Genomic DNA, 25,387 nt, shown 5'->3' on the forward strand with positions numbered 1-25,387 from the left:
GAGTTTGAAACTGTTGCTATAGCAGCGGTGCCAGATAGTCGGTCCAGCGACTGACGTCCTCGGGGGTGCGCAGCAGGTCGTTGCGCACCTCGATCAGCACCGAGTCCAGCCCGCGTGCATCGCCGTGAACCGGTACGGTCATGTCACCCAGCGGATCGACTTTGTATGGCTGATTACCGGCGACTTTCAATGGGTGCCGGCTCAGGCCGTCGATCATTCGCTGGGCGTACTCCGTGGCCTGGCCGTACAACACGCCGACTTCCAGCGATCGCGGCTGGCCGTAATATATCGGCGTGAAACTGTGAATCCCCACCACTCGAACCGGTTTATTTTGCTCCACACGGGCGTCGATCAAGGTTTGCAGGCGTGCATGAAACGGTTTGAACAGGCAGTGCCGGCGGTATTCACGGGTGGCCTCGTCCAGATCGCGATTGCCCGGCACCTGATAAATCTCGCTCTGCAACGGAATGCTGTCCGGCGCGTGGCGCGGGCGGTTGAGGTCGATCAACAGCCGCGAATAGTTGGCCGCCAACAGGGTCGCGCCCAGTGCTTCGGCCAAACCCTCGGCCAGCGCCAGGGCGCCGATGTCCCAGGCGATGTGTTCGCGGGCGGCCTCGTCGCTCAGGCCCAGGTCGTTTAACCGGTCCGGGATAAAACGACTGGCGTGTTCACACACCAGAATCAGCGGGTGCTCGGAAGCTTCCCGGCTCAGGGTGTAGGCAGGCCGGGTGTAGAGGCCCAGTTCGGCGGATTCAGTACAGGCGCGCATAGTGCTCACAGAGGTCGGCGGGCGAGAGCTGTTCCGTCAGCGTCAGTTCCTCGGTTTTCAGGGCGAAGTAGGTGTCCAGTAACGCGCTCGGCAGGGCTTCGATCAGCGCCTCGCTGTTGCGCAGGCAATCCAGTGCCCGGGACAGCGACGCGGGCAGGGCGACGATGCCGCGGGCATGGCGTTGCTCTTCGTTCAGGGAGTCAGGGATTTCATCGGTGATGGCGTTCAACGCCAGGCGCTGCTCGATACCCAGGCGCCCGGCGATCAGCAATGCAGCCATGGCCAGGTGCGGTGAGGCGGTGGCGTCCATGGCGCGAAATTCCAGGTTGTACTGCATCGCCACGGATTTGCCGCCCAGGCTGACGGTCGGGCAAATCCGCAGCGCCGCTTCGCGGTTGCGTTGGCCGAGGCAGGCGTAGGAAGCGCTCCAGTGATGGGGCTGCAAGCGTTCATAGGAAATCGGCGTTGGCGCGGTGAACGCACAGAGCGCCGGCAAGTAATGCAGAACGCCGGCGGCCCAATGCTGGCCGAGGGGCGACAGGCCGTTGGCGGTGCCGGCGTCATACATCACCGGTTGGCCGGCCATGTCTTGCAGGCTCACGTGCAAATGCACGCCGTTGCACACGGCATGCTCGGCCGTCTTGGGGGTGAAACTCAGGCTGAGGCCCATTTGCCGGGCAATCTCACGGGTGATCTCGCGCACGTTCACCGCGCGGTCGGCGGCGGCGACACCAAGGGCCGGGCGGCAGGTGATTTCGTATTGGTGCTTGCCGTATTCCGGCAGGAACATTTCCGGTTCGACGCCGCCGGCTCGCAGTGCACTGAGCAGCCAGCCGCCGAATTCGGCGCCTTGGCGCTGGGCTTCCAGAGAGAACGCCAGGTGCTCCGCCGCGCCGCTGTCGAGGTTGAATTCGTGTTCGAACGCGGCGTTGATCTGCAAACCCAACTCGTCGCGATAGCGTTCCACTTCGTTGCGCAACAGCGTACGAGGGCAGGCGCCCCACGGACGGCCATCGGTTTCGCGAATGTCGCCGTGAATGAAGTCCAGCGCCGGCGCGTTGGCATCCGGGCCGTTGTTGACGGTCACCCGGCTGCTCAAGTCTGGAATCAGCCGTAAATCCCCATAAGCGCCCCAAGGGTTGCTGGCGGCGATGATGTCTTGCGGGGTCAGGGCGCTATTGGCCGGCACCCAGCCGCAACCGGCCACTTGATAGGCATCGAGTTCGTCGGTGGGGAAGGAACGGCCGCGTGTCACGCCGATCAGGTCGGTGGTGACAATGGTGGTCATGGGCAGGGGTGACAGGCGTTCGCTCATGGCTGGATCTCCTGCAACCGGCCAAGCACAGTCTGGGTGTCGGTGATCCAGCAGTAGCCCTTGATGGCGTTCAGGCAGGCGTGATGCCGCTGTTCGGTGTAGGTGGCGCAGGCATCTTCGACCAGCGTTACCAGATACCCGCGGTCGGCGGCGTCGCGCACGGCCATGTCGACGCATTGGTCGGTGACGATGCCGGCGATGATCAGGTGGCGGGTTTCTAGGTTGCGCAGCACGTAGTCAATGCTGGTGGAGTTGAACACCCCGGAAGAGGTCTTGGGCAGCACGATTTCGTTTTCGGTCGGCGTCAGCTCTTCGATGATTTGCGCTTGCGGGCTGCCCTTGGGCAGGTGCATGTCCGAGAGTTTGTGGTCCAGCGAACGGTCGCGGCCATCGGCGGTGAGGCTTTCGATGAGTGTGTGCAACACGTTTTGCCGGGCGCTGCGAAAGGCATCGAGCAGCCTGCGTTGATTGGGCACCACCTGCGTGCGGGCGCGGGTCAGGAAGTAGTCGGCATCCGGTTCGTTGAGGTGTGGGTCGAACTGCGGTTCGAGCCAGGCACGTTGCATGTCCACCAGCAACAGCGCGGTGTGGTCGGCGGCAAACGGCAAGTCCCGGGGCGAATGGTGGGGGAGCATGAACATCCTTATTTATCCTCCAGCAGGTGAGTGTCGAAATCGGCTCGCAGGGCATCGATGCCTTCCAGGCGATCGGCCAGATCGGGGCTGCGCAGGGTCAGGCAGGCAATCAGTGCTTCAACCTGGGCCAGCGCCGGCACTATCGAGTCGAAGGCCGACGCCGATTCCACCGGTGCGCTGATGATCAGGTCAGCTATTTCCCGCAGCGGTGATGCGTAGATGTCGGTGAACAGCACGACACGCGCATGTCGGCTCTTCGCGGCATTGGCGACCCGCAGGGCCTGGGACTGATAGCGGCGATAGTCGAACACCAGCAATACGTCCTGACGCTGCACGTCAAACAACCGGTCCGGTAATTGGGCGTTGTCTTCCAGGGCGAAACAGCCGGGCCGCAACAGGCGCAGGTGATTGAGCAAATAGTTGGCGAGGAAACTGCTGAAGCGACCGCCAAAGCAGTGGACCTGGTGGCGGGTGTCGAGCAGCCACTCCACCAGAATCCGCACATCTTCAGGCTGGGTAAGCGCCTGGGTTTCTACCAGTGCCCGATGGCTGTCTGCCAGATAATGGCTCCAGGGGTCATCTTTTTTGAGTTGGGCGCGGGGCTGCAACAGGGTGCTGGGGGAGCGCAGGCGGTGATCCATGTCACTGAGCAAGGCTTCCTGAAAATCGGCGTAACCGCTGAAACCCAGCTTTTTTACCAGCCGCACGATGGTCGGATCGCTGACACCGGCATGTTCGGCCAGACGTGACATCGGGCCCAGTCCGTTACGCGGGTACTGGTCCAGCAAGGCACGTATGACTTTGCGTTCCGACGGCGTGAAGTCCAGGCCGGGCTCGGTGATCAGGTCTCTGAGAGGGGGCATCCGGGCTCCTGCTGGATGGGTATGTCGGTTTCATTTCATAAAACGCTAAATTAGTATTTATGTAACGTGTGCTACATGTCTAGTTAATTTTTGTGCGGATTTTGAAAGCACTAAAATGGGGCAAAACCCCCGTGCGTGCGGGGCTGAGTGGATGTCGACAGGCTTTGTAGGACATCGCCCATAGAGGTGTGAGATATCGACCCAGCTCAGGAATAAAATGGGCGTTGTGAGCCCACGCCGTAGCAGCTGCCGAGCTCGCGAGGCTGCGTTCGGCTGCGAAGCAGTCGTAAACCCTGAGTGCACAGTGTGCCTGACGGATCACAGTGCCTGATTTTACGACCGCTACGCGGCCGAACGCAGCCTCGCGAGCTCGGCAGCTGCTACAAGGAAGGCGCCCAGAGTGCGTTTCTTGCGGCACAATGAACCGATTGTTCGCGGCATCGTGCCATCTTTCATCCCATCGACAGAGAGAACCTTCGTGCAGGCAACCCGCTTGACCCTGATTTGCCACGCTCGAACCGTCGCACAGAAACTGGCGCGTTTTCCTACGAATGAACCCGTGGAAATGGATTGGCAATCGGCGAAGGGCTCGCGCTGTCGTCTGTTCAAGCGAGCCCCCCGTTTACTCTGCGGCCCTGAACGGCGGACCCGGCAAACCGCTGAGCTGTTTGGCGACAACGTGGAGATTGTCACGGCATTGGGGGATTGCGATTTCGGACGCTGGAAGGGCACGTCGATCGACGATTTGCAAACATCCGAACCCGAGACGCTCCAGGCCTGGCTCAGCGACCCGACGTCGGCGCCCCACGGTGGAGAATCGGTGGCGCAGCTCGGTGAGCGGGTAGCCGCATGGCTGAAGACCCTTGAGGCGACACCGGAGCATATCGTTGCCATCACCCATCCGTTTGTCATTCGCGCCGCGCTGATGCAGGTGTTGCAGGGCACCGGGTTCAACCAGATCGATGTCGAACCGTTGTCGGCCGTCGAGTTGCGGTTCAACGGTCGCTGGCGGTTACGCTTGACGGGCATGGACCCTGAAGGAGTGCTGTGATGAAAAAACTTCTGGTTATCGGTGTCGGCGCGGGCAATCCCGACTACATCACGATGCAGGCGGTGAAAGCGCTGAACCGGGTCGACGTGTTTTTCCTCATGGACAAAGGCCAGAGCAAAGACAAACTGATCGACCTGCGCCGCGAGCTCTGCGAGCGCTACATCACCGATCACGACTACCGCTTCGTTGAAGCCCACAGCCCGGAGCGTGAGCGCGGGGATGTGGACTACAACGCCAGCGTCGAAGACCTGAACCGTGCCAAGCAGCAGACGTTCGAGCGGTTGATCAATGAGGAAATGACCGACGATCAGTGCGCCGGTTTTCTGGTGTGGGGCGATCCGGCGTTGTATGACAGCACCATTCGGATCCTGCAGGCGATTCTGGCGTCCGGTCGTTGTCTGTTCGAATTCGAGGTGATCCCTGGCATCACCAGCGTGCAGGCGCTGGCGGCGCAACATAAGGTGCCGCTGAACAGCATCGGCCGCTCGATTGAAATCACCACCGGCCGACGGCTGGCGGCCGGCCAGGTAAGCGATGCCGACAGCCTGGTGGTAATGCTGGATGCGCAAGATGCCTACCATCACGTGGCTGATCAGGAGACAGACATTTACTGGGGGGCCTATCTGGGGACGCCGGATGAAATCCTGATCAGCGGCAAGCTCAAAGACGTGGCCGATGAAATTGAGCGGGTGCGCAAGGCGGCGCGGTTGGCCAACGGGTGGATCATGGATACCTACCTGTTGCGCAAGCCTTGAACGCCGCCAGCTGATGGATCAGTGCTCTTTGGCTTTTCTGATCCTGATCAAAATAAACAGCAGTATGCACAGCGCGAGCGGGGTCATGGCCAGCATGGCGTCCCTCGGGGAAATGTCTGCGCCCATGGTGTGCAGGCCCGAGTAGAACAGCTTGAACAGGCTCAGCAAATAATAGGTGATGGCGATAATCGACAAGCCTTCGACCGCACGCTGGATTTTGATTTGGGTATCGGCGCGAGCGTTCAGGCTGCTCAGGATTTCCGAGTTCTGTTCTTCCATTTCAACCTGCACCCGCGCCTGCAGCAGATCCCCGAGGTTGGCCACGCTTTTGGCCAGCTGCTCCAGGCGCTGTTCGGTGACGTCACAGTACCTGACGGTAGGTTTGAAGCGTCTTTCGATGAAGATCCCGAGTCGCTGGCAATCGCCCACGTGAGTTTCCCTGAGTTCGCCCAAACGCTCGAAAACCAGCTGGGCATACGCTTGGGTGGCGCTGAAGCGGTGTCGGGTTTTCGCGGTGCTGCTGACCACTTGCGCAGACAGACTGGCGATGTCGGTCAACAACGCTTTCGCATTGCCGGTATCGGGGCCGGCGTTACGTTCCGAAAGGTTGACCAATGTCTTGTCGAAGACGTTGAGCTGAGCGCTCAAGGTTTTCGCGGTGGTAAGGGAAAGCGACGCCATCATGCGGTAGGTTTCGATTTCCAGCAGGCGGCGGATCATCCGGCCTTGGCGATAGGCATTCAGGCGCTTGTTGACGAACAGGAAACGGTTGGTGCCGTCCTCGCTCAGGCGAAAATCGCACCAGACCGTCGCATCGCCACCGCCTATGCATGAGCCGCAAGGGTCTTTGAATCCATAAACCGACAGATCGCCGGAAAAAGACGCATCGTTACGCACCACAATCTGCACGGCGTTGATCACGTGCTGCATGAAGGGTTCGACGCGGTCCATCAAGGTCTTGGGGGGCTGGCTCCAGTCAGGCTCCTGACTGGAAGAAGGCACCACCAGTGTCAGCGTCAGGAACTCCGCGTGTCGCTCCCACTTCAAGGCATGCCCCTCCAGCCTGGTGATGCCCTGGGCCGCATCCGGGTCGACGGGGCCGGGGCAGCAGCGACTCAGCAGGGTGTCGCATTGCCCGTCATTAGCCAGAAACGCCAAATGAAACACGTGGGCGGGCTCGTCGAAATACAGCGAAGGGCGCGCGTGCAACTCATTGTGCAGGGTCAGTCTTTGCGGGTGCATGCTGTCGAGGCCATGTTGGAGTTGTTTGTTCTTGGGACTGGGTGACCCATTTTGGAGTCACATACAACTCCCCTCGCCACACGAGCCCGGCACGAGATGCACAACACAGTTGTGAACTATTCTTTCCCAAGTGGGCACCTTCAATGACGCCCACAGGGAATTGATATGAATCAAGGCCCAAGAGACTTTAAGGGGGGAGTCTGGGCTGAAGCCGGGTTGTTGACCTGGCGAAAACGCCATCGCTGTCCGGAGTCAGATCATGAGCCAGTATCAACGGTTATTACTGATCATCAACCCGCTCCTGCGCCAGTCTCCCGCGCTCAACCATGCCGCTGCCGTGGCCAAGGCCAGCGGGGCGAGTTTGCATATTGCGGCGCTGATCCCCTCGTTGGACATTCTGTCGTTGCTCGAAGAGGGCGACCGGAAAGTGGCTCGGGCGAACTACCTGCAGGAACACCGCGACTGGCTCAAGGAACAGGCGGAAAAAATGCAGGGCAGGGGGATCGAGGTGACAACCGAGGTCGCCTGGGCCGACAACATGCGCCAGGACATCCTTGATCACGTCACGGAAATGCAACCCGATCTGTTGATCAAGCAAGTCCAGCATGAGCCCGTGCTCAAGCGCGCGTTCTTTACGCCGCTGGACTGGCGTTTGTTGCGCCATTGTCCGGTGCCGGTCTATCTGGTGGGCGCCGAAAGCCATGCCTTGCCGCAGAAGGTGGTGGCCGCGGTTGATGTTGTCGATACCGAGCCTTCGAACAGCGAACTCAATGACCGGATCATCCTGCAGGCGTCTGCCCTTGCGCTGCAATGCAATGCCGAGTTGCATCTGCTGTTCGCGTGTGACATTCCGGCCGCTTTTCTGGCGGATCTGGGTGGTGGCCTGACGCTATCGGAGCTTACCCGGGAATTGCGCAAGGACCTGGAAACCTCATTCCTCAAGTTGGCCGCCCGGTTCGGCGTGCCCGCTGAATGCCGGCATTTCATCACGGGGCATCCGGTGTCGGCGCTGAGTGAGTTCGCCCACGAACACCAGATAGATGTGATCGTGATGGGTAGAACGCAATACGGCAGCCTGGAGAAACTGCTCGGCAGCACGACCGAACATATTCTGTACCAGGTGCCTTGCAGCGTTCTGGCGGTGTAGTCGCAAGCATCCTTGGCGAAATTGACTTGCCCGTTTCGGGGTTCCCGCCCCAGGGAGGTTTTCAGATGAATCACAGTCCTTCATTGCAAACCATCTTGCATGACCGGGTTGATGCCGGCCGAAGCCTAGTGGAACCGTTGCTTAAATACGCTAAAAGAGCCGATGTCATCGTCCTGGCCTTGCCCCGTGGCGGCGTACCGGTCGCCTATGAAGTGGCCACGGCCCTGGAGGTTCGCCTGGACCTGATGCTGGTCCGCAAGCTCGGGGTGCCGTCCCACCAGGAATTCGCCATGGGTGCTATCGCCAGCGGTGGCATTCAAATCGTCAATGACGATGCGCTGCGGGCTAACGGCATCGACCAGCGTACGCTCGACGCGGTGGTGGCGAAGGAAACGCAGGAAATGTTGCGTTGCGAGCAGCTATTCCGGGTATCCCGCGGGCCTTTGGCACTCAAGGATCAGGTGGTGATTCTGATCGACGACGGCCTGGCGACAGGGGCCACGATGATGGCTGCGATACAGGCCGTGCGCTTGCAAGCACCATCGCGCATCGTCGTCGCCGTGCCGGTGGCCCCCATGGAAACGGCAGAGGCACTGCGCGACGAAGTGGACGAGCTGATTTGCCCGCTCACCCCCGATTGGCTGGTATCGATCGGCCATTGGTACACGGACTTTACTCAGACGTCGGACCAGGAAGTCATCGATCTTTTACATCGGGCCAGGCAGAGAGAATCAGTGATGAAATGAGGCAAACTGCTGGCCCCCCGATCTCTGGTTCGTTGTCAAACTCGCTTTCTTTTCAGCAGGTTAGGCATTGGCGATATGCGGACTTTGGTATGGATGACTGCAACGTTTGTCCTGGTGGTTATCTCGTTTGGAGCCCAGGCAAAGGAACTGAGCAAGAACTCTCGCTATGTATGCAGCTGGGGCTCGGAAATAGCCGAGGGCGCGCAAGCCTCGAAACTTTCCGGGCTTACGCTTTACGGAGCACGCAAGAAGCTGCAATCGCGCAAGTTTCCCCGGCCGTGGATGCGCATGACGGCCATGGGCATCACGGAGCAAACCTATAACAGCCCTTCGCGTCTCAAGCCTGCCGGCATCAAGCAAACGTATTACGAGCAATGCATCCGGCATGAGTTGGCGCAACGGTAAACCGCCGGTCGCAGGGGCCGTTCCTACGACCCCATCCCTCCCGCTCAGCCTTGCGAATCCCCACCAGCAACATCGCAAACGCCGGGTTGTCTACAGATCGCGTTACGGCCAATGACTGGTCATGCATTATCCGGCGCCTCACGAAACCGTTGTGCAAGGCGATCCGCAAACGGATAAAACGAAAACCAGGGCCTGGCTTCGTCGATCACACGCAGGAATGACGGTCGCTGTATCAACCGGTCGAAATAGGCGCTCAAGTGCTGGTAGTCGTCGGGGAACGGCACCAGTGTGCAGGCATAGAACAGCGCCGGGGCGGCGGCACAATCGGCCAGGCTGAAGTCCGGGCTGGCCACCCAGATCCTGGACGCCATTCGGCGCTCGAGCATGCTGTACGCCGTCGCAAGTGTGGCCCGTTCCCTGGTCAAATCACCGTTGGTCGCGTGTAGTCGATCACTGACAATCTGTTGGACCGGCGTTTGTAGATAATTGTCGAAAAACCGGTCCCATAAGCGCACCTCCAACGCGGTCTCCCAATCGTCCGGAACCAGGCGCTGTTCACCTGGATACAGGCGATCCAGGTACTCGATGATGACGCTGGACTCCGGCAGATTACGTTGACGAGCATGATCGCGAAGTACCGGGAATTTTCCGATTGGCCACAATGCCTGAAGCTCTGCGCGGTCGGCGGCGTCCGTGAGATCGATGATTCTTCTGTCGAACTTGATGCCGTTTTCGTAAAGCGCGATGAGCACTTTGTGGCAGTACGACGACAGCGGATGGTAGTAAAGCGTTAGCGACATTTTTCAACTCCTTGTTGGGCAGATGAAAAGGGTGGGGCAATCAACAAGCATAGGCTGATGCCGGCGAAGCGTCTGGGCAGATGCTTTCGAGCTTGTGAGCTTGCACACGGGAGAATTCCTGCTTAACTGGAAACCGCTGGTCGGGTTGTGACTCATTGGTCATGGCGTTCATCTCAGCGCCCTTGTACCGTTGTCGCTGGTTTGTGCTGTCAGGCTTGCCCGGAGGAAGCCGGACAGTCGATCACGCTGTGTGTCTGGTCCAATTTGTTCAAGGAATAGAATGAAATGATGCCGAAAACTGCCATCGTCGAGATTGGTAAGAAGTACAAGGTTTATACCGAGCACTATCTCAACGCCGCTGCTGACAAGACGATCATTCTGGTCAATGGCTCGCTGGCAACGACCGCATCCTTTGCGCAAACGGTGCGTTACCTGCGGCCACGCTTCAATGTGGTTCTCTACGATCAGCCCTACGCCGGTCAATCGAAACAACACAACCGGCATGACCAACCGATCCGCAAGGAAGACGAGGCCGAAATACTGCTGGAGTTGATCGAGCACTTTCGCGCCCAGCATGTGCTGTCCTTTTCCTGGGGCGGCGCGGCGACCTTGGTAGCGCTGGCCCAGCGGCCCCGCCGGATCGAAAAGGCGGTGATCAGTTCATTCGCCGCGCGGATCAACACACCGATGCGTGAGTATCTGGAGAGCGGCCGGCACTTTCTCCATGCCTGCGATCGGCGCAACGTCGGGCGTTTGATCAACAGCACGATCGGCAAGCACCTGCCGTCGCTGTTCAAGCGTTTCAATGAGCGCCATGTCAGCAGCCTGGACGAACACGAATACCGTCAGATGCATTTTCACGTCAATGAGGTGCTGACCCAGGACACTCACTGCTACGTGTCCTGTGCCGATTCCATCGAAGTCCCGCTGCTGTTTATCAACGGTGAATGGGATGAGTACACCTCGGTGGAAGACGCCCGTCTGTTTGCGGCGCATACCCCCAAGGCGCAGTTTCAGACCATCGAGAACACCGGGCACTTCCTTGACATGGAACACCCCACGGCCTGGCATGACACGCAGCGGGCCTTGCTGGGCTTTCTGCAGCCGCCAGTCGTGAAGACGCCAAGCCAGCTACGCAATCCGGCTTTCAGCGGCAAATCGTCAGTGATTCCGCCCCTGCAATCAGCTAACTGGCTGCGGCCTTAACTGACGCAGCAACTCGATTTGATCCGCAGGGACCAGCGTGCGCAGGGCTTTATACAGTGCGCGGGTCTCTAGCAGGTTCCAGACCCGCAGCATGGTTTCCAGGGCGTCCAATGGCTTGCTGATGAAGTCCTTGGCGCCCAGGGCCAGCGCGCGCAGGCGGGTATCGCGGGTGGCGTCGGCGGTGAGCACGAGGATCGGCAGGTATTCGCCGGCCGGAATGCGCCGGTTGAGCTGTTCGAGCACGGCAAAGCCGTCGAACTCCGGCATGTGCAGATCGAGAATGACCAGATCCGGCTCGAAGCTGTTGAACAGGTCCAGGGTTCGCAGCGGCTGGGTGCTGCTCAGTACATTGGTCAGGCCTTCGCGGACCAGCAACTGCTCCATCAAATCGAGGTTGGGTCGTTGGTCGTCGATGATCAGAATGCGCAGGTCGGTGTTCACACGGGCTCCGGTAGGTGCTGGTCAAGATGGGCGAGGAATGAAGGAATATGAATCGGCTTGGTCAGCACCGCGGTCGCTCCTGCTTCCAGCAAGGCCTGGTGCGTGAGGTCGCTGGCATCGGCGGTGATCATCAGCACGGGCGTGGCGCGGGTGCTGGAGGACAGACGCAAGCGCTGCAGAACGTTGAAACCGTCAAGATCCGGTAGCGCCACATCCAGCAAAATCAGCTGCGGTGCATGTTGCCGGGCCAGGTCCAGGCCCATTTGCCCCTGCATGCTTGAGAGCAACTGGATGTGTGGCCGTCGCTGCAGCAGGGTTTCGATCAGAGCCAGGCTCGACAGATTGTCTTCGATGCACAGCACTTTGCCCTGGTAATCGGGGGCGGCGAGGGCGGGTGTTGCGGTTGGCGGGCTGATCAGTGCCGCAGGTGGCTCAGTGGTTGACGGCAATCGTTCGAAGGGTAGCTCCAGGGTGAAACTGGAGCCGTTGCCGGGTTGGCTTTTGACGGTCAGGCTGCCGTTCATCATTTCCAGAAGACTTTTGCTCAACGCCAGGCCGAGGCCGGTGCCTTCAACGTTCGGATCGGTCTCCAGGCGCTCGAACGGTTTGAACAGTTGGTCCTGCCGATCAGCCGCAATGCCCTTGCCGGTATCGCAGACCGATACCGCAATTCGTTGTTGATGAACCCTGACTTCAATGTGCACCTGACCCTGGGGCCGGTTGTATTTGATCGCGTTGGACAAAAGGTTCAGCAGCACCTGAACCAGCCGTTGCCGATCGGCGACGATCCCGCTGTCGGCGGCCAGCATCGGCAGTTCCACCAGTTGAATGCCGGCGTCGCAGGCCATGGGCGACACCAGCGTCAGGGCTTCTTGCAGCACCACCGCCAGGGGCACAGCCTCAATGTTGAGCGGCAGCCGCCCGGCTTCGATCTTGGCGATGTCCAGCACTTCGTTGATCAGGGTCAGCAGGTGTTGCCCGGCCCGCAGGATGTGACCGATCTGCGCCCGCTGCCCTTTGGGCGAATCCATATCCAGCAGTTGCGCGAAGCCGAGAATCGAGTTGAGCGGGGTACGCAGTTCGTGGCTCATGCGCGACAGAAACTCGCTTTTGGCGCGGCTGGCGCGTTCCGCTTCTTCCCGCGCAGTACTTAGCGCGATCTCGGCGGCACGGCGATCGGTGATATCGCGGGTGATCTTGGAGAACCCGCGCAGGGCGCCACTGCTGTCGTACTGGGCGGTAATCACCACACTGGCCCAGAAGCGGCTGCCATCCTTGCGGCAACGCCAGGCCTCTTCCATGTAATGACCATTGCGTGTGGCCTCGCGCAGTGCCATGTCGGGATGCTGCGGACATTCTTGCGGCAGATAAAACACCGAGAAATGCTGGCCGACGATCTCCTGTTCGGTATAGCCCTTGATTCGTTCGGCGCCGGCATTCCAACTAGTGACGAAGCCGCGTGTGTCGAGGGCGAAAATACCGTAGTCCTTCACCCCATCGATGATCAGCCGCAAGCGTTCTTCGTTGTCGCGCAAGGCTCGTTCGCGTTCGGCCAGCAACAGCCCGGCCTCGACCAGGCGCGTGCCCAATTGACCGATCTCATCGTTCTCCGGCGGTTGCGGCAATAACGGCTGGCCGAGTGCCAGCCGTTGGGCGTTACGCTGAACCTGCTGCACCCGGGCGACGATGCCTTTGGACAGAAACAGCACCGCGACAATGGCGCCGAACAACCCGCAAACGGCGGCCAGCAAGGTGGAGAACAACAGGCGCTGTCGAGTGGAGGCCGCCGCTGCGGTGCGCTCGGCCAGCAGGGTGTCCTCGAGGGTGCGCATGGCGCTGATGCGCTCGCGTAATTCGTCGAGGACATGTTTGTTGTTGATCAGGATCGTGGTAATCGACTCTGGGGTTGCGTTGCGATCATCGAGCAGTTCAACCAGACCTTCGACCTTGGTGTCGATCAGCGGCGTGATCGCCTCCAGATGTTTACGCACCCGCTGATCGCGAACGTTGCGGTCGAGCCGCTGCAGGGCCGATTCGATCAAGGGCTTGGCTTGCCGGTAACCTGGCAGGAAATCCTCGCGATGGGTCAGCAGATAGCCGCGCACGCTGGCGGCGGCCTCGGCGAGCAGGGTGTGCACCGCCTGAATATCGCCTTGCACCAGCAACACGCGGCGCACGTCCTCTTCCGCGCGTGCGGTCTGCCGTTCGGTGGTGTAGATCAGCACCAGCGAGAGCAACAAAATCACCAACGGCAGGGAAATCACCACGAGGGCTTTGCCGCGTAACGGCAGATCGGCCCAGCGGCGGGCGTTTGACACTTTCATGACTGGGTCACCAGACCCAGCGCAATACCACGCACAGCGGCCTGGGTGCGGTCGGCGGCGCCGAGTTTGCCGATGACCCGTTCCACATGGGCTTTGGCCGTGCCGGTGGTGATGCCGAGTTTTGCACCGATTTCACGGTTGCTCATGCCGCTGGCCACCAGCCCCAGCACCTGGCGTTCCCGTGGGGTCAGGGTTACGGGAGCGGCGCCGCTGGCGTTGCGCTCGGTCAGGCGGCGCAGCAACTGCGCGCTGACTGAACTGTTGAGGGCCTGCTCGCCGTCAGCGACACGTTGCAAGGCGTCGATCACTTCGTGGCGGCTGGCATCCTTGAGCAGATAGCCCACGGCGCCGGCGTTCATGGCGGCTTCAAGGTGATCGGGGCTGTCGTCCATGGTGAACATCATCACTTTCAGGCTCGGCAGGCGCTCTTGAAGCAGGCGTGCGGCGCCCAGCCCGTTGAGCACCGGCATGCGGATGTCGAGGATGACGATGTCGGGCAAAAGACGTTCACATAAGTCCAGTGCTTGCTGGCCATTGCACGCCTGGCCGACCACTTCGAATTGCGTCAGGCCGGCGAGCAACGAGACGAAGCCGGTGCGCGTGACTTCATGATCGTCCGCCACCACCAGTCGTATAGCGTCAGTCATTGAGGGGTTCCATTCAGGCCTGAGGGGACAGTGGCGCGCAGTTGCGTTCCGCCGTGAGCATGGCTGATGCAAGTGAATTCGCCGCCCAGCAGGCTCGCGCGTTCCTGCATCGCGGCAAGCCCCAGGTGCCGGGCGCCGCAGGTATCGAGGGGTTGTTCCATGGCAAAGCCCTGGCCGTTATCGTCCACCCGCAGCGAGGCGTGTCCGTCATGCAGTTGCAGCGCCAGCACGACGTGGCTGGCCTGCGCATGTTTGAGAATATTGTTGATGCCTTCCTGGGCGATCCTGAACAGGGCGATCTCCACCTGGCTGGGCAAACGTGCTTCGCAACGTGCACTCCAGTTCACTTTGATCCCGGCCTCGCGCAGGCGATCGGCCTCTTTGTCGACCGCTTTCAGCAAGCCAAAGTCGTCGAGCACCGTCGGACGCAGGCCACGGATCAATTGCCGGCCTTCACCGACGCAATGCTGGGCCAGTTGAAGAATCGTCTGTAAGTCCGCACTGAGTTCGTCGGGCAATGGCGGGCAGCGACCGGCAAAACCTTGCAGGCGTTGATGCAGCCCGGCGAGGGTTTGTGCCAGGCCGTCGTGCAGGTCGTAGGCCATGCGTTTGCGTTCGTCTTCCTGTGCCCGGAACAGTCGGTGGACCAGATCGGACATGGTGCGCTCGCGGGTCACCAATGCGTCGAGCAAGCGCTGGTTTTCCAGGTGCGCGGCGAGCAGCGTGGCGAGCAGTTGCAGGGATTCGAGGTCTTCGGTGTCCGGTGCGCTGATGCTGACGCTGTTGGCCAGCACCAACGCACCGAAGGCGGCACCATCGCCACCGCGTAAAGGCACCCGCAACACATTGGACAGATCCGCGCTCGGCTGTTCCTGCCATTGCGGTGCGCACATTGCGGTGTCGGCGAGGTGCTCGAGGCTGTGCAAACGATCACGGCTGCCGTGACTGGCGGTGGTCCGGACCTGCGCATCCATGTCCCATTCCAGCAGTAGCGCGTGGTCCATGGCCAGGAAGGCGCAGGCCCGTTGCAGCACCCGTTGGCGCATGGCCTCGGGAGCCAGTTGGGTCAGCTCCTGGCCGGTATCCACCAGCAGCCGCAGCCGCGCGGCGCGACTTTGCGACTGCCGATATTGAGTGCGAATGGCCAGGGCGCTACCGGGGTCATGATCAGGGTTTTGCATGGGGGCAGGTTCCGGCGCCGGCACGCCCGTTCGGGCAGGGGCGTCATTAAACCTTGTTAGCGGGGCAGGGCGCTATCTGCCGAATGGCATAGGCAGATGGCTCCGGTTGGCCGATGGCGGGCCGCGTTCAGGGCGGCACAGTGTGCCCATCGACCATCATTGGAATAGCGCAATGAAATTCAAGACCTCGACCATCGCCCTGTTATTCGCCCTGACCGCCCCGTTGGCTCAGGCGTTGGAAGCGGTGCCTTACGTTTACAGCAGCGTGGCGCAGCAACCGACCAACGCAAAGGATCGTGAAATCGCCGCCCTGTTTGACCATTGGAACAGCGCGTTGAAGAGTGGCAATGTTCAGAGCGTGGTCGACCTGTATGCGCCGAACGCGGTGCTGCAACCGACGGTTTCCAATCAGGTGCGCACCACGCCGGCACAGATCAAGGACTACTTCGATCACTTCATGGCGCTCAAGCCGGTAGGGCTGATCAACTTCCGTGAGATCCGCCCATTGGGCGCCAACGTGGCCATGGACAGTGGCGTCTACACCTTTACGTTGACCGAAGCCGATGGCAAGACCCGTCAGGTGCAGGCGCGTTACACCTTCGTTTATGAGCAGGTGGGCGGTCAGTGGAAGATTCTCAACCACCACTCTTCGGCGATGCCGCAAACGCAGGTGTTGCACGCGGGGAAATAAACAAGAGGATGTGCCAGACCGACACGGCCCACTGTAGGAGCGAGGCTTGCCCGCGAAGGCGTTCTCAAGTACGCCAAAAGCTTCGCGGGCAAGCCTCGCTCCTACAGGTTGATCTGCCCCCAAAAGTTGGACATCAATCCTAATTTTGGGGTCAGATCAATGCTCAGTTCAACGCCAGGTCGTCTTCGGGCTGCTGCCCGCGAGCCTGTGCCGCGCGTTGCAACCGGCTGGCGATCAAGGTGTTCTTCAACAGATAGGCAATGGTCATCGGCCCGACGCCACCGGGCACCGGGGTGATCGCGCTGGCGACGGTGCGGGCGCTGGCGTAGTCGACATCGCCCACCAGACGGTTGCCGAACTCGCTGGTGATGCGGTTGATGCCGACATCGATCACCACCGCGCCGGGCTTGAGCCAACTGGCATCGATCAACGCTGGCCGGCCCACCGCGGCGACCACGATATCCGCCAACCGGCACAACGCCGGGGCATCGACGCTGCGCGAGTGCACCACGCTGACCGAACAATTGGCCTGCAGCAGCAAGGTCGCCATCGGTTTTCCGACGATGTTCGACCGGCCGATCACCACCGCGTGCAAACCACTCAAGTCATCTCCGCAGGTTTCGTGCAACAGACGCATGCAGCCGCTGGGCGTGCACGGAGTCAGCACTTCGATGCCTTGCACCAGCCCGCCAACGTTTTCCCGGTGAAAACCGTCCACGTCCTTGATCGGGTCGATGGCATGAATCACTGCCTGCTCATCGATAGGGGCCGGCAAGGGCAGTTGCACCAGGATGCCGTTCACCGTGGGATCGGCATTGAGTTGTGCAATCAGTTCCAGGACCTGGGCCTGGCTGGCGGTTTCCGGCAGGCGGTATTCCAGGGAGCGGATACCGACTTCCTTGGCGCGCAGCAGTTTATTGCGCACATACACATGGCTGGCCGGGTCGTCGCCGACCAACAAGACCGCCAGGGCGGGGTAGATCTGTTGGCCAGCCAGGGCCAGAACCTCTTCCCGGACCTCGTCGAGAACCTTGGCAGAAATGGCTTTGCCGTCGATATCGCGGGCAAATGTGGGGGTGCTGCTGATCAAGAGAGTCACCGTTGTCTTGATTGAATGGGGGTGAAGTGATCATCGCGGCGTCTTCACGCGCCGATGATCCATCAGAGACATGCAGGCAAGGGTGCTCAGGCTATCAGGTGAGGGCAGGCATACGCCACCGGAACACCAGCCAGCGATCAGACAGGCTGGGATCGAGCTCTCAATGCATCTTGCTGTGATCAGGCATGCCGAGCGCCTGAGTCTCGGCGTCAACGGTGATCGTCTCTTTTTCGCCCTTGGCGTTTTCCACGGTCAGGGTCAGGGGCACTTTGCCGCCTTCCTTAACCTGGGCCGTCAAATCCATCAACATGATGTGATAGCCATGGGGATCGAAGCTTACCGGTTTGCCGGCCGGCAGCGCGACGGACTCGACCTGGCTCATGCTCATCACATCGTCTTTCATGCTGGATTGGTGAATTTGCACGGTGTTCGCTACCGGCGACTGTACGCTGAGCAGTTTGCTATCGCTGTCGGCCTGCAGGGTCATGAAGGCGCCGGTCGAATGCTGACCGGCCACCGTCGCGCGGACCCAGGCGTCGCTCACCTGGGTTTGAGCGGACACCTGCCAGGCCATGCCAATCAGGGAAAGACCCAGGACCAGTTGTTTGATACCCAGCTGTTTAATACGTGGTGCGCAAATCGAAGTCATCAGCAGACCTCCATGACGGTGAGCAGGTCTTCTGCACACTCTTTAGCGGTAAGGGACGCGGACAGCCCCAGGCGCAAATTGCCTCGGGAGTCGAAAACGAAGCTGGTCGCGGTATGGGAGAGGGTATAGGTCGAACCGCTCGGGATCTTTTCATAGAACACACCGAACTCCTTGGCGGTGGCGGCGGTTTCTTCCAGCGTACCGTACAGCGCCTCGAAACTCGGATCGAAGGCCTTGACGTAAGCGTCGAGCATTTGCGGCGTATCGCGCTCGGGGTCCAGGGTGATGAAGATCACTTGCAGGCGTTCGCCATCGCGGCCCATCAGTTTTTTCGCCTGTGCCGCACGGGCCAGCGTCGTCGGGCAGACCGCCGGACATTGGGTGAAACCGAAGAAAACCATCGGCATCAGGCCCCGATAGCTGGTCAGCATCCGGGATTCGCCCTGGGCGTCCTTGAGCTTGAAGGTACGCCCCATGATCTTGTCACTGAGGTCCTTGCCGTACTTGAACGACAGCTTGCTGCTGTCATCGCAGCCAGCGAGCAGGCCGAGGCTCAGCAGGCTCATGCCGCGCAGGACCGTGCGACGGGTATACAACGTACTCATGAACAAAAGCATCCTGTGTAGCGACCGGGAATCTACAGTGGCTGATCAATCAGACGAAAAAAAGCGCATGGATGTTAACAAACTGTTGCCCTGTGACGCTTAATCGATGGCTTGGCGGCATGCGCCAAAAGGTCGCGGCCTCGATATATCTGAAAATACAAATACGCGATGCTGCTGAAGGCAACGCTTACCCGGGCCGGTAAGTTGAGCAGCGACGAGCCGCAATTACTGATTTGACGACTGCTGCGCAGCCGAACGCAGCCTCGCAGGCTCGGCAGCTGCTACAGATCGGCATTGACGCTTGCCCGAATGGCACCGGGAAATGCCCGGCAGGGTGTAGAGCATGCACTTTTAAAGAGCCACGTCTGACAACATGCACCAGTGCGAAGCGGTTTCCTGAGCTGTTCCTTCCTTCAGTCCCAACGTCCGCCCACCCGCTCGCGGGGGGCTGCAAAGTTGACTCGCGCCTGATGAGACCCGCCCGGGGCGCGGTCTTTATCAAACTCTCCCATCGTTCAGCCGTTGGTTTTCCAGAACTGAGGAAGTCATGCGCTGCAGACTGGCACAAAGGCTGCATTCTCCCTTCAGCCTCATCTGAAAAAGAGGGGCAGCCCACTCGATCAACGAAGATCGACCGGCCGGGCAGGTCGTGGGCAACATCGGTGGATCAGGCGAAGGCGCCAGGTCGAACACCGCGAAGAACAGGCAAAGACGCCTGAAACCGAGAGGTTTCAGGCGTTTTTTTTTGCTTTTTTATCCGTGATTGGCTTTGGCTGGGTGCTTACTATGAATTCCAATGTTGCCGCATTGAACAAACTGCAAACGCTGATCGTGATCGGCAATGGCATGGTCGGACATCATTGTGTCGAGCAGCTCATCGAGCGCGGCGCCCTCGACCATTACCGCCTGCATGTCTTCAGCGAAGAGCCGATGCGTGCCTACGATCGTGTGCATCTGTCCGAGTATTTCGGCGGTCGCGATGCCGAATCGCTGGCCCTGGGCGAAGCCTCCCTGTATCAAACGCCGGGCGTCACCCTGCATTTGGGTGTGCCGGTGCTGGAAATCGACCGCGCCCGGTGCCAGGTGATTACCGCGCAAGGTTGCGTCGCCTACGACAAACTGGTTCTGGCCACCGGCTCTTATCCTTTCGTGCCACCTATTGAAGGTGCCGAAGGCGACTCGCGCCTGGTGTATCGCACTCTTGAAGACCTCGACGCGATTCGTGCTGCTGCGGCCAATGCCCGGCGTGGCGTGGTGGTCGGCGGTGGCCTGCTCGGTCTGGAGGCCGCCAACGCCCTGAAAAGCCTGGGCCTGGAAGCCCATGTGGTGGAATTCGCCCCGCGCCTGATGCCGGTGCAGCTGGACGAGCAGGGCGGCCTGGCGCTGAAGGCGCAAATCGAGCGGCTCGGTGTGAGTGTGCACCTGTCCCGTGGCACGCAGTCGATCAGTGCCGGCGAGCAGTACCGCTACCGGATGAATTTTGCCAACGACGAATTTCTTGAAGCCGACCTGATCGTGTTCTCCGCCGGCATCCGTGCGCAAGATGCATTGGCCCGCCAATGCGCGCTGAACATTGGTCCTCGCGGCGGCGTGGTGATCGACGACCAGTGCCTGACCAGCGACCCGAACATCTACGCCATCGGCGAGTGTGCCGCCTGGAATGGCAGCCTCTTCGGCCTAGTCGCCCCCGGTTATCAGATGGCCCGTGGCGTCGCGTCGCTGCTGTGCAATCAAGCCGCCGAGCCGTTCCAGGGCGCCGATATGTCGACCAAGCTCAAACTGCTCGGTGTTGACGTCGGCTCCATCGGCGATGCCCATGCCCAGACACCGGGCGCGCGCAGTTATCAGTTCATCGATGAAGCGACGGCCAGCTATCGCCGCCTGGTGGTGGATGCCGACAGCAAGCGTGTACTTGGCGCAGTGTTGGTCGGCGACAACAGCTATTACGACACCTTGCTGCAATACATGCAGAACGGCATTGCCTTGCCGTCGGAACCGGCCAGCCTGATTCTGCCGTCGTCCGCCGGCGCGCCAACCCTGGGCCCGGGCGCGTTGCCCGAGTCGGCAACGGTGTGCTCGTGCCATAACGTCACCAAGGGCTCGATCTGCTCGGCCATCGATGGCGGCTGCACCGACCTGGGCCTGCTCAAGTCGCAGACCAAGGCGTGCACCGGTTGCGGCGGTTGCGCGGGGCTGCTCAAGCAAGTCTTCGAGCATGAACTGATTGCCCGTGGCGTCAGCGTCGACAAGAGCCTGTGCGAACACTTCGCCTACACCCGCCAAGAGCTTTATGCGCTGGTGCGGGTAGAAGGGGTGATCACTTTCGAAGAACTGCTGGCCAAGCACGGCCGTGGACACACCGGTTGCGACGTGTGCAAACCGGCAGTGGGCTCGATCCTCGCCTCGTGCTGGAACCAGCCGATCATGGACGCCTCGCTGGTTCCGTTGCAGGACACCAACGATACCTTCATGGCCAACATGCAGAAGAACGGCACCTATTCGGTCGTGCCGCGCATTGCTGGCGGTGAGATCACTGCCGACAAACTGATCGCGATCGGCGTGGTGGCGAAGAAATACGACCTCTACACCAAGATCACCGGCGGCCAGCGGATCGACCTGTTCGGCGCGCAGTTGCATCAGTTGCCGGACATTTGGTCCGAGCTGATCGAGGCCGGTTTCGAAACCGGGCACGCCTACGGCAAGTCGACCCGTACCGTGAAGTCTTGCGTGGGCAGCACCTGGTGCCGTTACGGCGTGCAGGACAGCGTGAAAATGGCCCTGACCCTCGAAGATCGCTACAAAGGCCTGCGCTCGCCGCACAAGCTCAAGTTCGCCGTCTCCGGTTGCACCCGTGAATGTGCCGAGGCGCAGAGCAAGGACGTGGGCGTGATCGCTACCGAGAACGGCTGGAACCTCTATGTGGCCGGCAACGGCGGCATGCGTCCGCGTCACGCCGAGTTGTTCGCCACCGACCTGGACGATGCAACCCTGATCCGTTACATCGACCGTTTCTTGATGTTCTACATCCGCACCGCCGATAAATTGCAGCGCACCTCGGTCTGGCGCGAAAGCCTGGAGGGCGGCCTGGATTACCTCAAGGACGTGATCATCAACGACACCCTGGGGCTTGGCGCAGAACTTGAGTCGCAGATGCAACTGGTGGTCAACCGCTACGAATGCGAATGGGCCAATGCCCTCAAAGACCCGGAAAAACTCAAGCGCTTCCGCACCTTCGTCAACGATCAGCGCCCGGACCCAGACATCCATTTTGTCCAGGAGCGCGGTCAGCGCCGGCCGATCATGGCCGCCGAACTCAACCTTATCCCTGTCACCGAGGAGAATGCCTGATGAGCCAGTCCAATACCCAGCGTGTCGATGCCCTTGCAACCGCAGCCAATGCCCAAGCCTGGCAGGCGGTGTGCAGCCAGCAGGATCTGGTCAGCAACTCCGGCGTTGTCGTTTGGCTCGACGGCGCCCAGGTCGCGCTGTTCTACCTGCCACAAGCCGAAGGCCGCACCCTCTACGCCATCGACAACCATGATCCGCAATCTGGCGCGAACGTCATTGGCCGCGGACTGATCGGCAGTCTCAAGGGTGATCTGGTGGTGGCGTCGCCGATCTACAAGCAGCATTTCCGTCTTGAAGACGGCAGCTGCCTGGAGTACCCGGAACAGCGCCTGCGGGTGTGGCCGGTGCGCTTGAACGCCGGCGTCGTGGAAGTCGCGGCGGCTTGACCGTCGCCCTGGACCGTATCGGAGAACGTTGATGAAAACAGCCGCACAGTTGCTGAAACTGAAGATCGTGCAAAACCAGCAGGTGCACAGCATCGCACCGGATCAGATGGTGCTCGACGCCCTGAAAATGATGGCCGAGAAGAACGTCGGCGCGCTGCCCGTGATCGAAGAAGGGCAGGTGGTCGGCGTCATCAGCGAGCGCGACTATGCGCGCAAGGTGGTGCTACAGGGGCGTTCTTCGGTCGGCACGCCGGTGCGCGAGATCATGAGCGCACCGGTGGTGACTGCCGACAGTTTGCAGAGCATCGAGCGCTGCATGGAGGTCATGACCGACAGTCATTTGCGTCATCTGCCGGTGCTGGAAGGCGGGGAACTGATCGGGCTGCTGTCGATCGGCGATCTGGTCAAGGAAGCCATCGTCGAGCAGGCCGATTTGATACGGCAACTTGAGCACTACATTCGCGGGCATTGAGCCCGCGCATACCGTAGGTCGCAAAAATCGGCTGGCGTGGAAATAAACCTAAGTAACCGGTTGGAACAGTCGATAACCCCAACAGTAGGCAATTAGCCGACCACGCACCTGCCGACAGGGGAACCATCGAGTGTCCATAAAATTACGTTTGATCTTGTTGATCGGCACTGGCTTGCTCACCGCCCTGATCGTGAGTCTGGTCAGCTATGTGGGTAACACTCGGATGGCTGAAGCGGTGAGTGACAACGAGGTCAGTATGACCGCGCTGCGCAACCACCTCGAAGCCGACATGATGCACGATGCACTGCGCGCCGATGTGCTGTCGGCGATGCTGGTAGGGTTGGGCAAGAGCCCCAGCAGCAAGGCCGAGGTGCGCAGTTCACTCAATGAGCATGCCGCGCATTTTCGCGAGATGCTCGGTGACAACCTCAAGCTGCCGGTCAACGACACCCTCAAGGCCGCGCTGGACAAGATCAAGCCAAGCCTCGATACGTACATCAGTGCCGCCGAGCGCATTGTCGGGCTGGCGCTGGATAATCCTGATTCCGCACAACAGCAACTGGGTACGTTCAATAACGCGTTCAGCCAACTGGAAAGCCAGATGGCCACCCTCAGTGAGCTGATCGAAACCAACACTCAACAGACAAGCGCGGGCACTCGGCAAACCATCAGCAGTGCCAACTTCACCCTCGGTGTCGTACTCATTGCCAGCTTGTTGCTGCTGCTCGCCCTGGGACGCTCGGTCATCCTGAGCATCATGGGGCCGTTGCAGATCGCCAGCCGGATTGCCGACAGCATCGCCCATGGCAACCTGAGCGAGCCTATCGTCGAGCCCACCCGCAAGGATGAAGCCAGCACCTTGATTCGCAGCCTGGCAACCATGCAGCGCGACCTGCGCGGCATGATCGAAGTGGTTCGCAGCAACGCCCACGGCGTAAGCGGCATGAGCCAGCAGTTGAGCAGCGGCTGCCATCAGGTCGCGGGCAGCAGCCAGCAGCAAAGCGTTGCCGCCAGCACCATGGCCGCGGCGGCCAGCGAAATGACTGCGAGCATCGAAGAAATCACCCGGCATGCCGAGCGTGCACTGAACATGGCCAACCAGGCCGAGGAACTGGCCAAGGACGGCGGTCGGGTGATTCATCAAGTGGTCAGCGACATGGACGGGATTGCCCGTTCGGCGCAGCAGTCGGCCCAGGTGATCCGCACCCTGGACAAGGAGTCCGAGGGGATTTTCAGCATCATTCAGGTGATCAAGGGCATCGCCGATCAAACCAACCTGTTGGCGCTTAACGCCGCCATCGAGGCCGCCCGTGCCGGTGAGCAGGGCCGTGGTTTCGCCGTCGTCGCCGATGAAGTGCGTAGCCTGGCGGGCCGCACCAGCGCCTCCACCCAGGAAATCGCCACCATGGTCGCGCGTATCCAGCAAAGCACCCGCGAGGCGGTCAGCAGCATGGAGGCGGGCGTCGCGCAGGTCGACAAGGGCATGGCGGTGACCGCCGACGTCGAGCGCGCCATCCGCGAAATCCTCCAGGCCACGCTCAATACCACGGAGCTGGTCAATGACATCAGCCGCACGATCGGCGAACAGAGCCTGGCCAGTAACGAAATCGCACATCAGGTGGAAATGATTGCCGGCATGTCCGAAGGCAACAGCAAGGTGATCAACCAGACCGCCTCGACCACCGATGAACTGTCCAGCCTGGCCGGACAGCTCTCGCAGTCGGTGGATCGGTTTCGCCTTTGAGGCATTGGCTGGCCCTGATATCAGGGCCAGTCAGCTCATCCAGTTGCCGCCATCGACGTTATAGGTTTGCGCCACGATGTAATCGCTTTCGGCCGATGCCAGGAAGATCGCCATGCCGACAAGGTCATCCGCCGTGCCCATGCGCCCGTACGGCACTTCCTGTCCCGCCAGTTTTTTCTTTTCCCCGAGCGGGCGGTTTTCATAGCGGGCAAACAGCGCGTCGACGCCGTCCCAATGCTCGCCGTCCACCACCCCCGGCGCGATAGCGTTCACGTTGATGTGATGGGGAATGAGATTGAGACCGGCCGATTGCGTGAGGCTGATCACCGCCGCCTTGGTCGCGCAATACACCGCGACCAGCGCTTCACCGCGCCGACCGGCCTGGCTGGCCATATTGATGATCTTGCCACCATGGCCCTGGCGGATCATCTGCTTGGCCGCGGCCTGCAGTGTGAACAGGGTGCCGGAAACGTTGATCGAGAACAGCCGTTCGTAGCTGTCGCGAGAAATCTCTGTGATCGGCGCGAGATCAAACAGCGCCGCGTTGTTGATCAGGATGTCGAGCTTGCCTGTGGTGGCGATCACCGTGGCGATGGCGGCGTCGATGGATTGCTGATCGGTCACGTCCATCTCGACCGCATAAGCATTGGGCCCCAACTCGGTTGCCGTGGCTTGGGCGCGCTCCAGGTTGATGTCGGCGATCGCGACCGTAGCGCCTTCGCGGATATAGGCTTGCGCGAACGTCCTGCCTATTCCTCTGGCGGAACCGGTAATCAGGGCGCTTTTTCCTTCTAGACGTTTCATTGTTCCCATCCAATCGTAAGAGCTAAAGAGTTGCCCAATCGAGGGCATCAAAACCAGTCGTT

The 25,387-nt window shown here is 60.6% G+C and carries 25 protein-coding genes and 1 pseudogene; 12 read left to right on the forward strand and 14 right to left on the reverse strand.

The window, feature by feature from the left end; genetic code table 11:
* Positions 1-16: 16 nt before the first annotated feature.
* Genes LOY28_RS13125 through LOY28_RS13140 form a run of 4 tightly spaced genes read right to left on the reverse strand, consistent with a single transcriptional unit; the run spans position 17 to position 3,582 of the window.
* Positions 17-769, reverse strand: a complete 753-nt coding sequence (locus LOY28_RS13125) for an N-formylglutamate amidohydrolase (protein WP_018928986.1) — start codon at positions 767-769, stop codon at positions 17-19.
* Positions 753-2,084 carry a glutamine synthetase family protein gene (locus LOY28_RS13130; RefSeq protein WP_258614132.1) on the reverse strand — a complete coding sequence of 444 codons (1,332 nt, stop codon included), beginning with the start codon at positions 2,082-2,084 and terminating at the stop codon, positions 753-755. Before LOY28_RS13130 ends, LOY28_RS13125 begins: the two co-directional genes overlap by 17 nt.
* Positions 2,081-2,725 (reverse strand): isochorismatase family cysteine hydrolase, encoded by a 645-nt coding sequence (locus LOY28_RS13135; protein ID WP_192350353.1) that lies wholly within the window; start codon positions 2,723-2,725, stop codon positions 2,081-2,083. Before LOY28_RS13135 ends, LOY28_RS13130 begins: the two co-directional genes overlap by 4 nt.
* Positions 2,726-2,727: 2 nt before the next feature.
* Positions 2,728-3,582, reverse strand: coding sequence for a MurR/RpiR family transcriptional regulator (locus LOY28_RS13140; protein WP_018928989.1), 855 nt, complete (start codon positions 3,580-3,582; stop codon positions 2,728-2,730).
* Between the two features lie 478 nt (positions 3,583-4,060).
* Here LOY28_RS13140 and LOY28_RS13145 point away from each other — a divergent pair, with 478 nt between their 5' ends.
* Complete coding sequence (locus LOY28_RS13145; RefSeq protein WP_258614133.1) at positions 4,061-4,633, forward strand: histidine phosphatase family protein; 573 nt, start codon at positions 4,061-4,063, stop codon at positions 4,631-4,633.
* Positions 4,633-5,388: a precorrin-6A synthase (deacetylating) gene (gene cobF, locus LOY28_RS13150; RefSeq protein WP_064617614.1), complete on the forward strand. Its 756-nt coding sequence runs from the start codon at positions 4,633-4,635 to the stop codon at positions 5,386-5,388. Before LOY28_RS13145 ends, cobF begins: the two co-directional genes overlap by 1 nt.
* A gap of 18 nt (positions 5,389-5,406) precedes the next feature.
* On the opposite strand, the gene LOY28_RS13155 is transcribed toward cobF, so the two are convergent.
* Positions 5,407-6,630 carry a DUF3422 domain-containing protein gene (locus tag LOY28_RS13155; RefSeq protein WP_258614135.1) on the reverse strand — a complete coding sequence of 408 codons (1,224 nt, stop codon included), beginning with the start codon at positions 6,628-6,630 and terminating at the stop codon, positions 5,407-5,409.
* Positions 6,631-6,889: 259 nt separating this feature from the next.
* On the opposite strand from LOY28_RS13155, the gene LOY28_RS13160 reads away from it, so the two are divergent.
* The 3 genes from LOY28_RS13160 (at position 6,890) to LOY28_RS13170 (ending at position 8,928) form a co-directional block, all read left to right on the forward strand.
* Positions 6,890-7,777 (forward strand): universal stress protein, encoded by an 888-nt coding sequence (locus LOY28_RS13160; RefSeq protein ID WP_258614137.1) that lies wholly within the window; start codon positions 6,890-6,892, stop codon positions 7,775-7,777.
* A gap of 65 nt (positions 7,778-7,842) precedes the next feature.
* Positions 7,843-8,523 carry a phosphoribosyltransferase gene (locus LOY28_RS13165; RefSeq protein WP_258614139.1) on the forward strand — a complete coding sequence of 227 codons (681 nt, stop codon included), beginning with the start codon at positions 7,843-7,845 and terminating at the stop codon, positions 8,521-8,523.
* A 75-nt stretch (positions 8,524-8,598) separates the two neighbouring features.
* Positions 8,599-8,928, forward strand: coding sequence for a hypothetical protein (locus LOY28_RS13170; protein WP_111453226.1), 330 nt, complete (start codon positions 8,599-8,601; stop codon positions 8,926-8,928).
* Between the two features lie 119 nt (positions 8,929-9,047).
* Here LOY28_RS13170 and LOY28_RS13175 read toward each other — a convergent pair whose 3' ends face one another.
* Positions 9,048-9,728: a glutathione S-transferase family protein gene (locus LOY28_RS13175; RefSeq protein WP_258614141.1), complete on the reverse strand. Its 681-nt coding sequence runs from the start codon at positions 9,726-9,728 to the stop codon at positions 9,048-9,050.
* A gap of 285 nt (positions 9,729-10,013) precedes the next feature.
* On the opposite strand from LOY28_RS13175, the gene LOY28_RS13180 reads away from it, so the two are divergent.
* Positions 10,014-10,934: an alpha/beta fold hydrolase gene (locus LOY28_RS13180; protein WP_018928997.1), complete on the forward strand. Its 921-nt coding sequence runs from the start codon at positions 10,014-10,016 to the stop codon at positions 10,932-10,934.
* Here the strand turns inward: LOY28_RS13180 and LOY28_RS13185 are convergent.
* Genes LOY28_RS13185 through LOY28_RS13200 form a run of 4 tightly spaced genes read right to left on the reverse strand, consistent with a single transcriptional unit; the run spans position 10,911 to position 15,527 of the window.
* A complete protein-coding gene (locus tag LOY28_RS13185; protein WP_018928998.1) occupies positions 10,911-11,375 on the reverse strand; it encodes a response regulator in 465 nt (154 codons plus the stop codon). The two genes, LOY28_RS13180 and LOY28_RS13185, sit on opposite strands and share 24 nt — an antisense overlap.
* The gene (locus LOY28_RS13190; protein WP_258614149.1) at positions 11,372-13,699 is read right to left on the reverse strand and encodes an ATP-binding protein; all 2,328 of its coding nucleotides are present in this window, start codon (positions 13,697-13,699) and stop codon (positions 11,372-11,374) included. Before LOY28_RS13190 ends, LOY28_RS13185 begins: the two co-directional genes overlap by 4 nt.
* Entirely contained in the window at positions 13,696-14,346 is a 651-nt protein-coding gene (locus LOY28_RS13195; RefSeq protein WP_258614150.1) for a response regulator transcription factor, read from the reverse strand. The genes LOY28_RS13190 and LOY28_RS13195 overlap by 4 nt, the downstream gene beginning before the upstream one ends.
* Entirely contained in the window at positions 14,343-15,527 is a 1,185-nt protein-coding gene (locus LOY28_RS13200) for a sensor histidine kinase (RefSeq protein WP_258614151.1), read from the reverse strand. The genes LOY28_RS13195 and LOY28_RS13200 overlap by 4 nt, the downstream gene beginning before the upstream one ends.
* Positions 15,528-15,699: 172 nt before the next feature.
* Here LOY28_RS13200 and LOY28_RS13205 point away from each other — a divergent pair, with 172 nt between their 5' ends.
* A complete protein-coding gene (locus LOY28_RS13205) occupies positions 15,700-16,218 on the forward strand; it encodes an SgcJ/EcaC family oxidoreductase (RefSeq protein ID WP_028940690.1) in 519 nt (172 codons plus the stop codon).
* Positions 16,219-16,381: 163 nt separating this feature from the next.
* Here the strand turns inward: LOY28_RS13205 and LOY28_RS13210 are convergent, their stop codons facing one another.
* From LOY28_RS13210 to LOY28_RS13220, 3 genes are all read right to left on the reverse strand, one after another.
* Positions 16,382-17,308 carry a bifunctional 5,10-methylenetetrahydrofolate dehydrogenase/5,10-methenyltetrahydrofolate cyclohydrolase gene (locus tag LOY28_RS13210; protein WP_018929003.1) on the reverse strand — a complete coding sequence of 309 codons (927 nt, stop codon included), beginning with the start codon at positions 17,306-17,308 and terminating at the stop codon, positions 16,382-16,384.
* Positions 17,309-17,477: 169 nt separating this feature from the next.
* On the reverse strand, positions 17,478-17,966 hold the full coding sequence (locus tag LOY28_RS13215; protein ID WP_018929004.1) for a copper chaperone PCu(A)C: 489 nt from the start codon (positions 17,964-17,966) through the stop codon (positions 17,478-17,480).
* Entirely contained in the window at positions 17,966-18,571 is a 606-nt protein-coding gene (locus tag LOY28_RS13220; RefSeq protein ID WP_018929005.1) for an SCO family protein, read from the reverse strand. Before LOY28_RS13220 ends, LOY28_RS13215 begins: the two co-directional genes overlap by 1 nt.
* Positions 18,572-19,357: 786 nt before the next feature.
* Between LOY28_RS13220 and nirB the strand changes: the two genes are divergently transcribed.
* The 5 genes and pseudogenes from nirB to LOY28_RS30110 all read left to right on the forward strand — a co-directional run bounded on the left by nirB (position 19,358) and on the right by LOY28_RS30110 (position 24,521).
* Entirely contained in the window at positions 19,358-21,919 is a 2,562-nt protein-coding gene (gene nirB, locus LOY28_RS13225; RefSeq protein WP_258614152.1) for a nitrite reductase large subunit NirB, read from the forward strand.
* Positions 21,919-22,305 (forward strand): nitrite reductase small subunit NirD, encoded by a 387-nt coding sequence (gene nirD, locus LOY28_RS13230; protein ID WP_018929007.1) that lies wholly within the window; start codon positions 21,919-21,921, stop codon positions 22,303-22,305. Before nirB ends, nirD begins: the two co-directional genes overlap by 1 nt.
* A gap of 31 nt (positions 22,306-22,336) precedes the next feature.
* Entirely contained in the window at positions 22,337-22,777 is a 441-nt protein-coding gene (locus LOY28_RS13235; RefSeq protein ID WP_018929008.1) for a CBS domain-containing protein, read from the forward strand.
* 130 nt (positions 22,778-22,907) lie between these two features.
* A pseudogene (locus tag LOY28_RS30105) lies at positions 22,908-23,663 on the forward strand (MCP four helix bundle domain-containing protein); the annotation flags it as partial.
* A 132-nt stretch (positions 23,664-23,795) separates the two neighbouring features.
* A complete protein-coding gene (locus LOY28_RS30110) occupies positions 23,796-24,521 on the forward strand; it encodes a methyl-accepting chemotaxis protein (RefSeq protein WP_371924247.1) in 726 nt (241 codons plus the stop codon).
* A gap of 30 nt (positions 24,522-24,551) precedes the next feature.
* Here LOY28_RS30110 and LOY28_RS13245 read toward each other — a convergent pair whose 3' ends face one another.
* On the reverse strand, positions 24,552-25,325 hold the full coding sequence (locus LOY28_RS13245; protein ID WP_258614158.1) for an L-iditol 2-dehydrogenase: 774 nt from the start codon (positions 25,323-25,325) through the stop codon (positions 24,552-24,554).
* Between the last annotated feature and the right edge of the window lie 62 nt (positions 25,326-25,387).

Source organism: Pseudomonas sp. B21-017, from assembly GCF_024749245.1.
In the GTDB taxonomy this organism is placed as follows: domain Bacteria; phylum Pseudomonadota; class Gammaproteobacteria; order Pseudomonadales; family Pseudomonadaceae; genus Aquipseudomonas.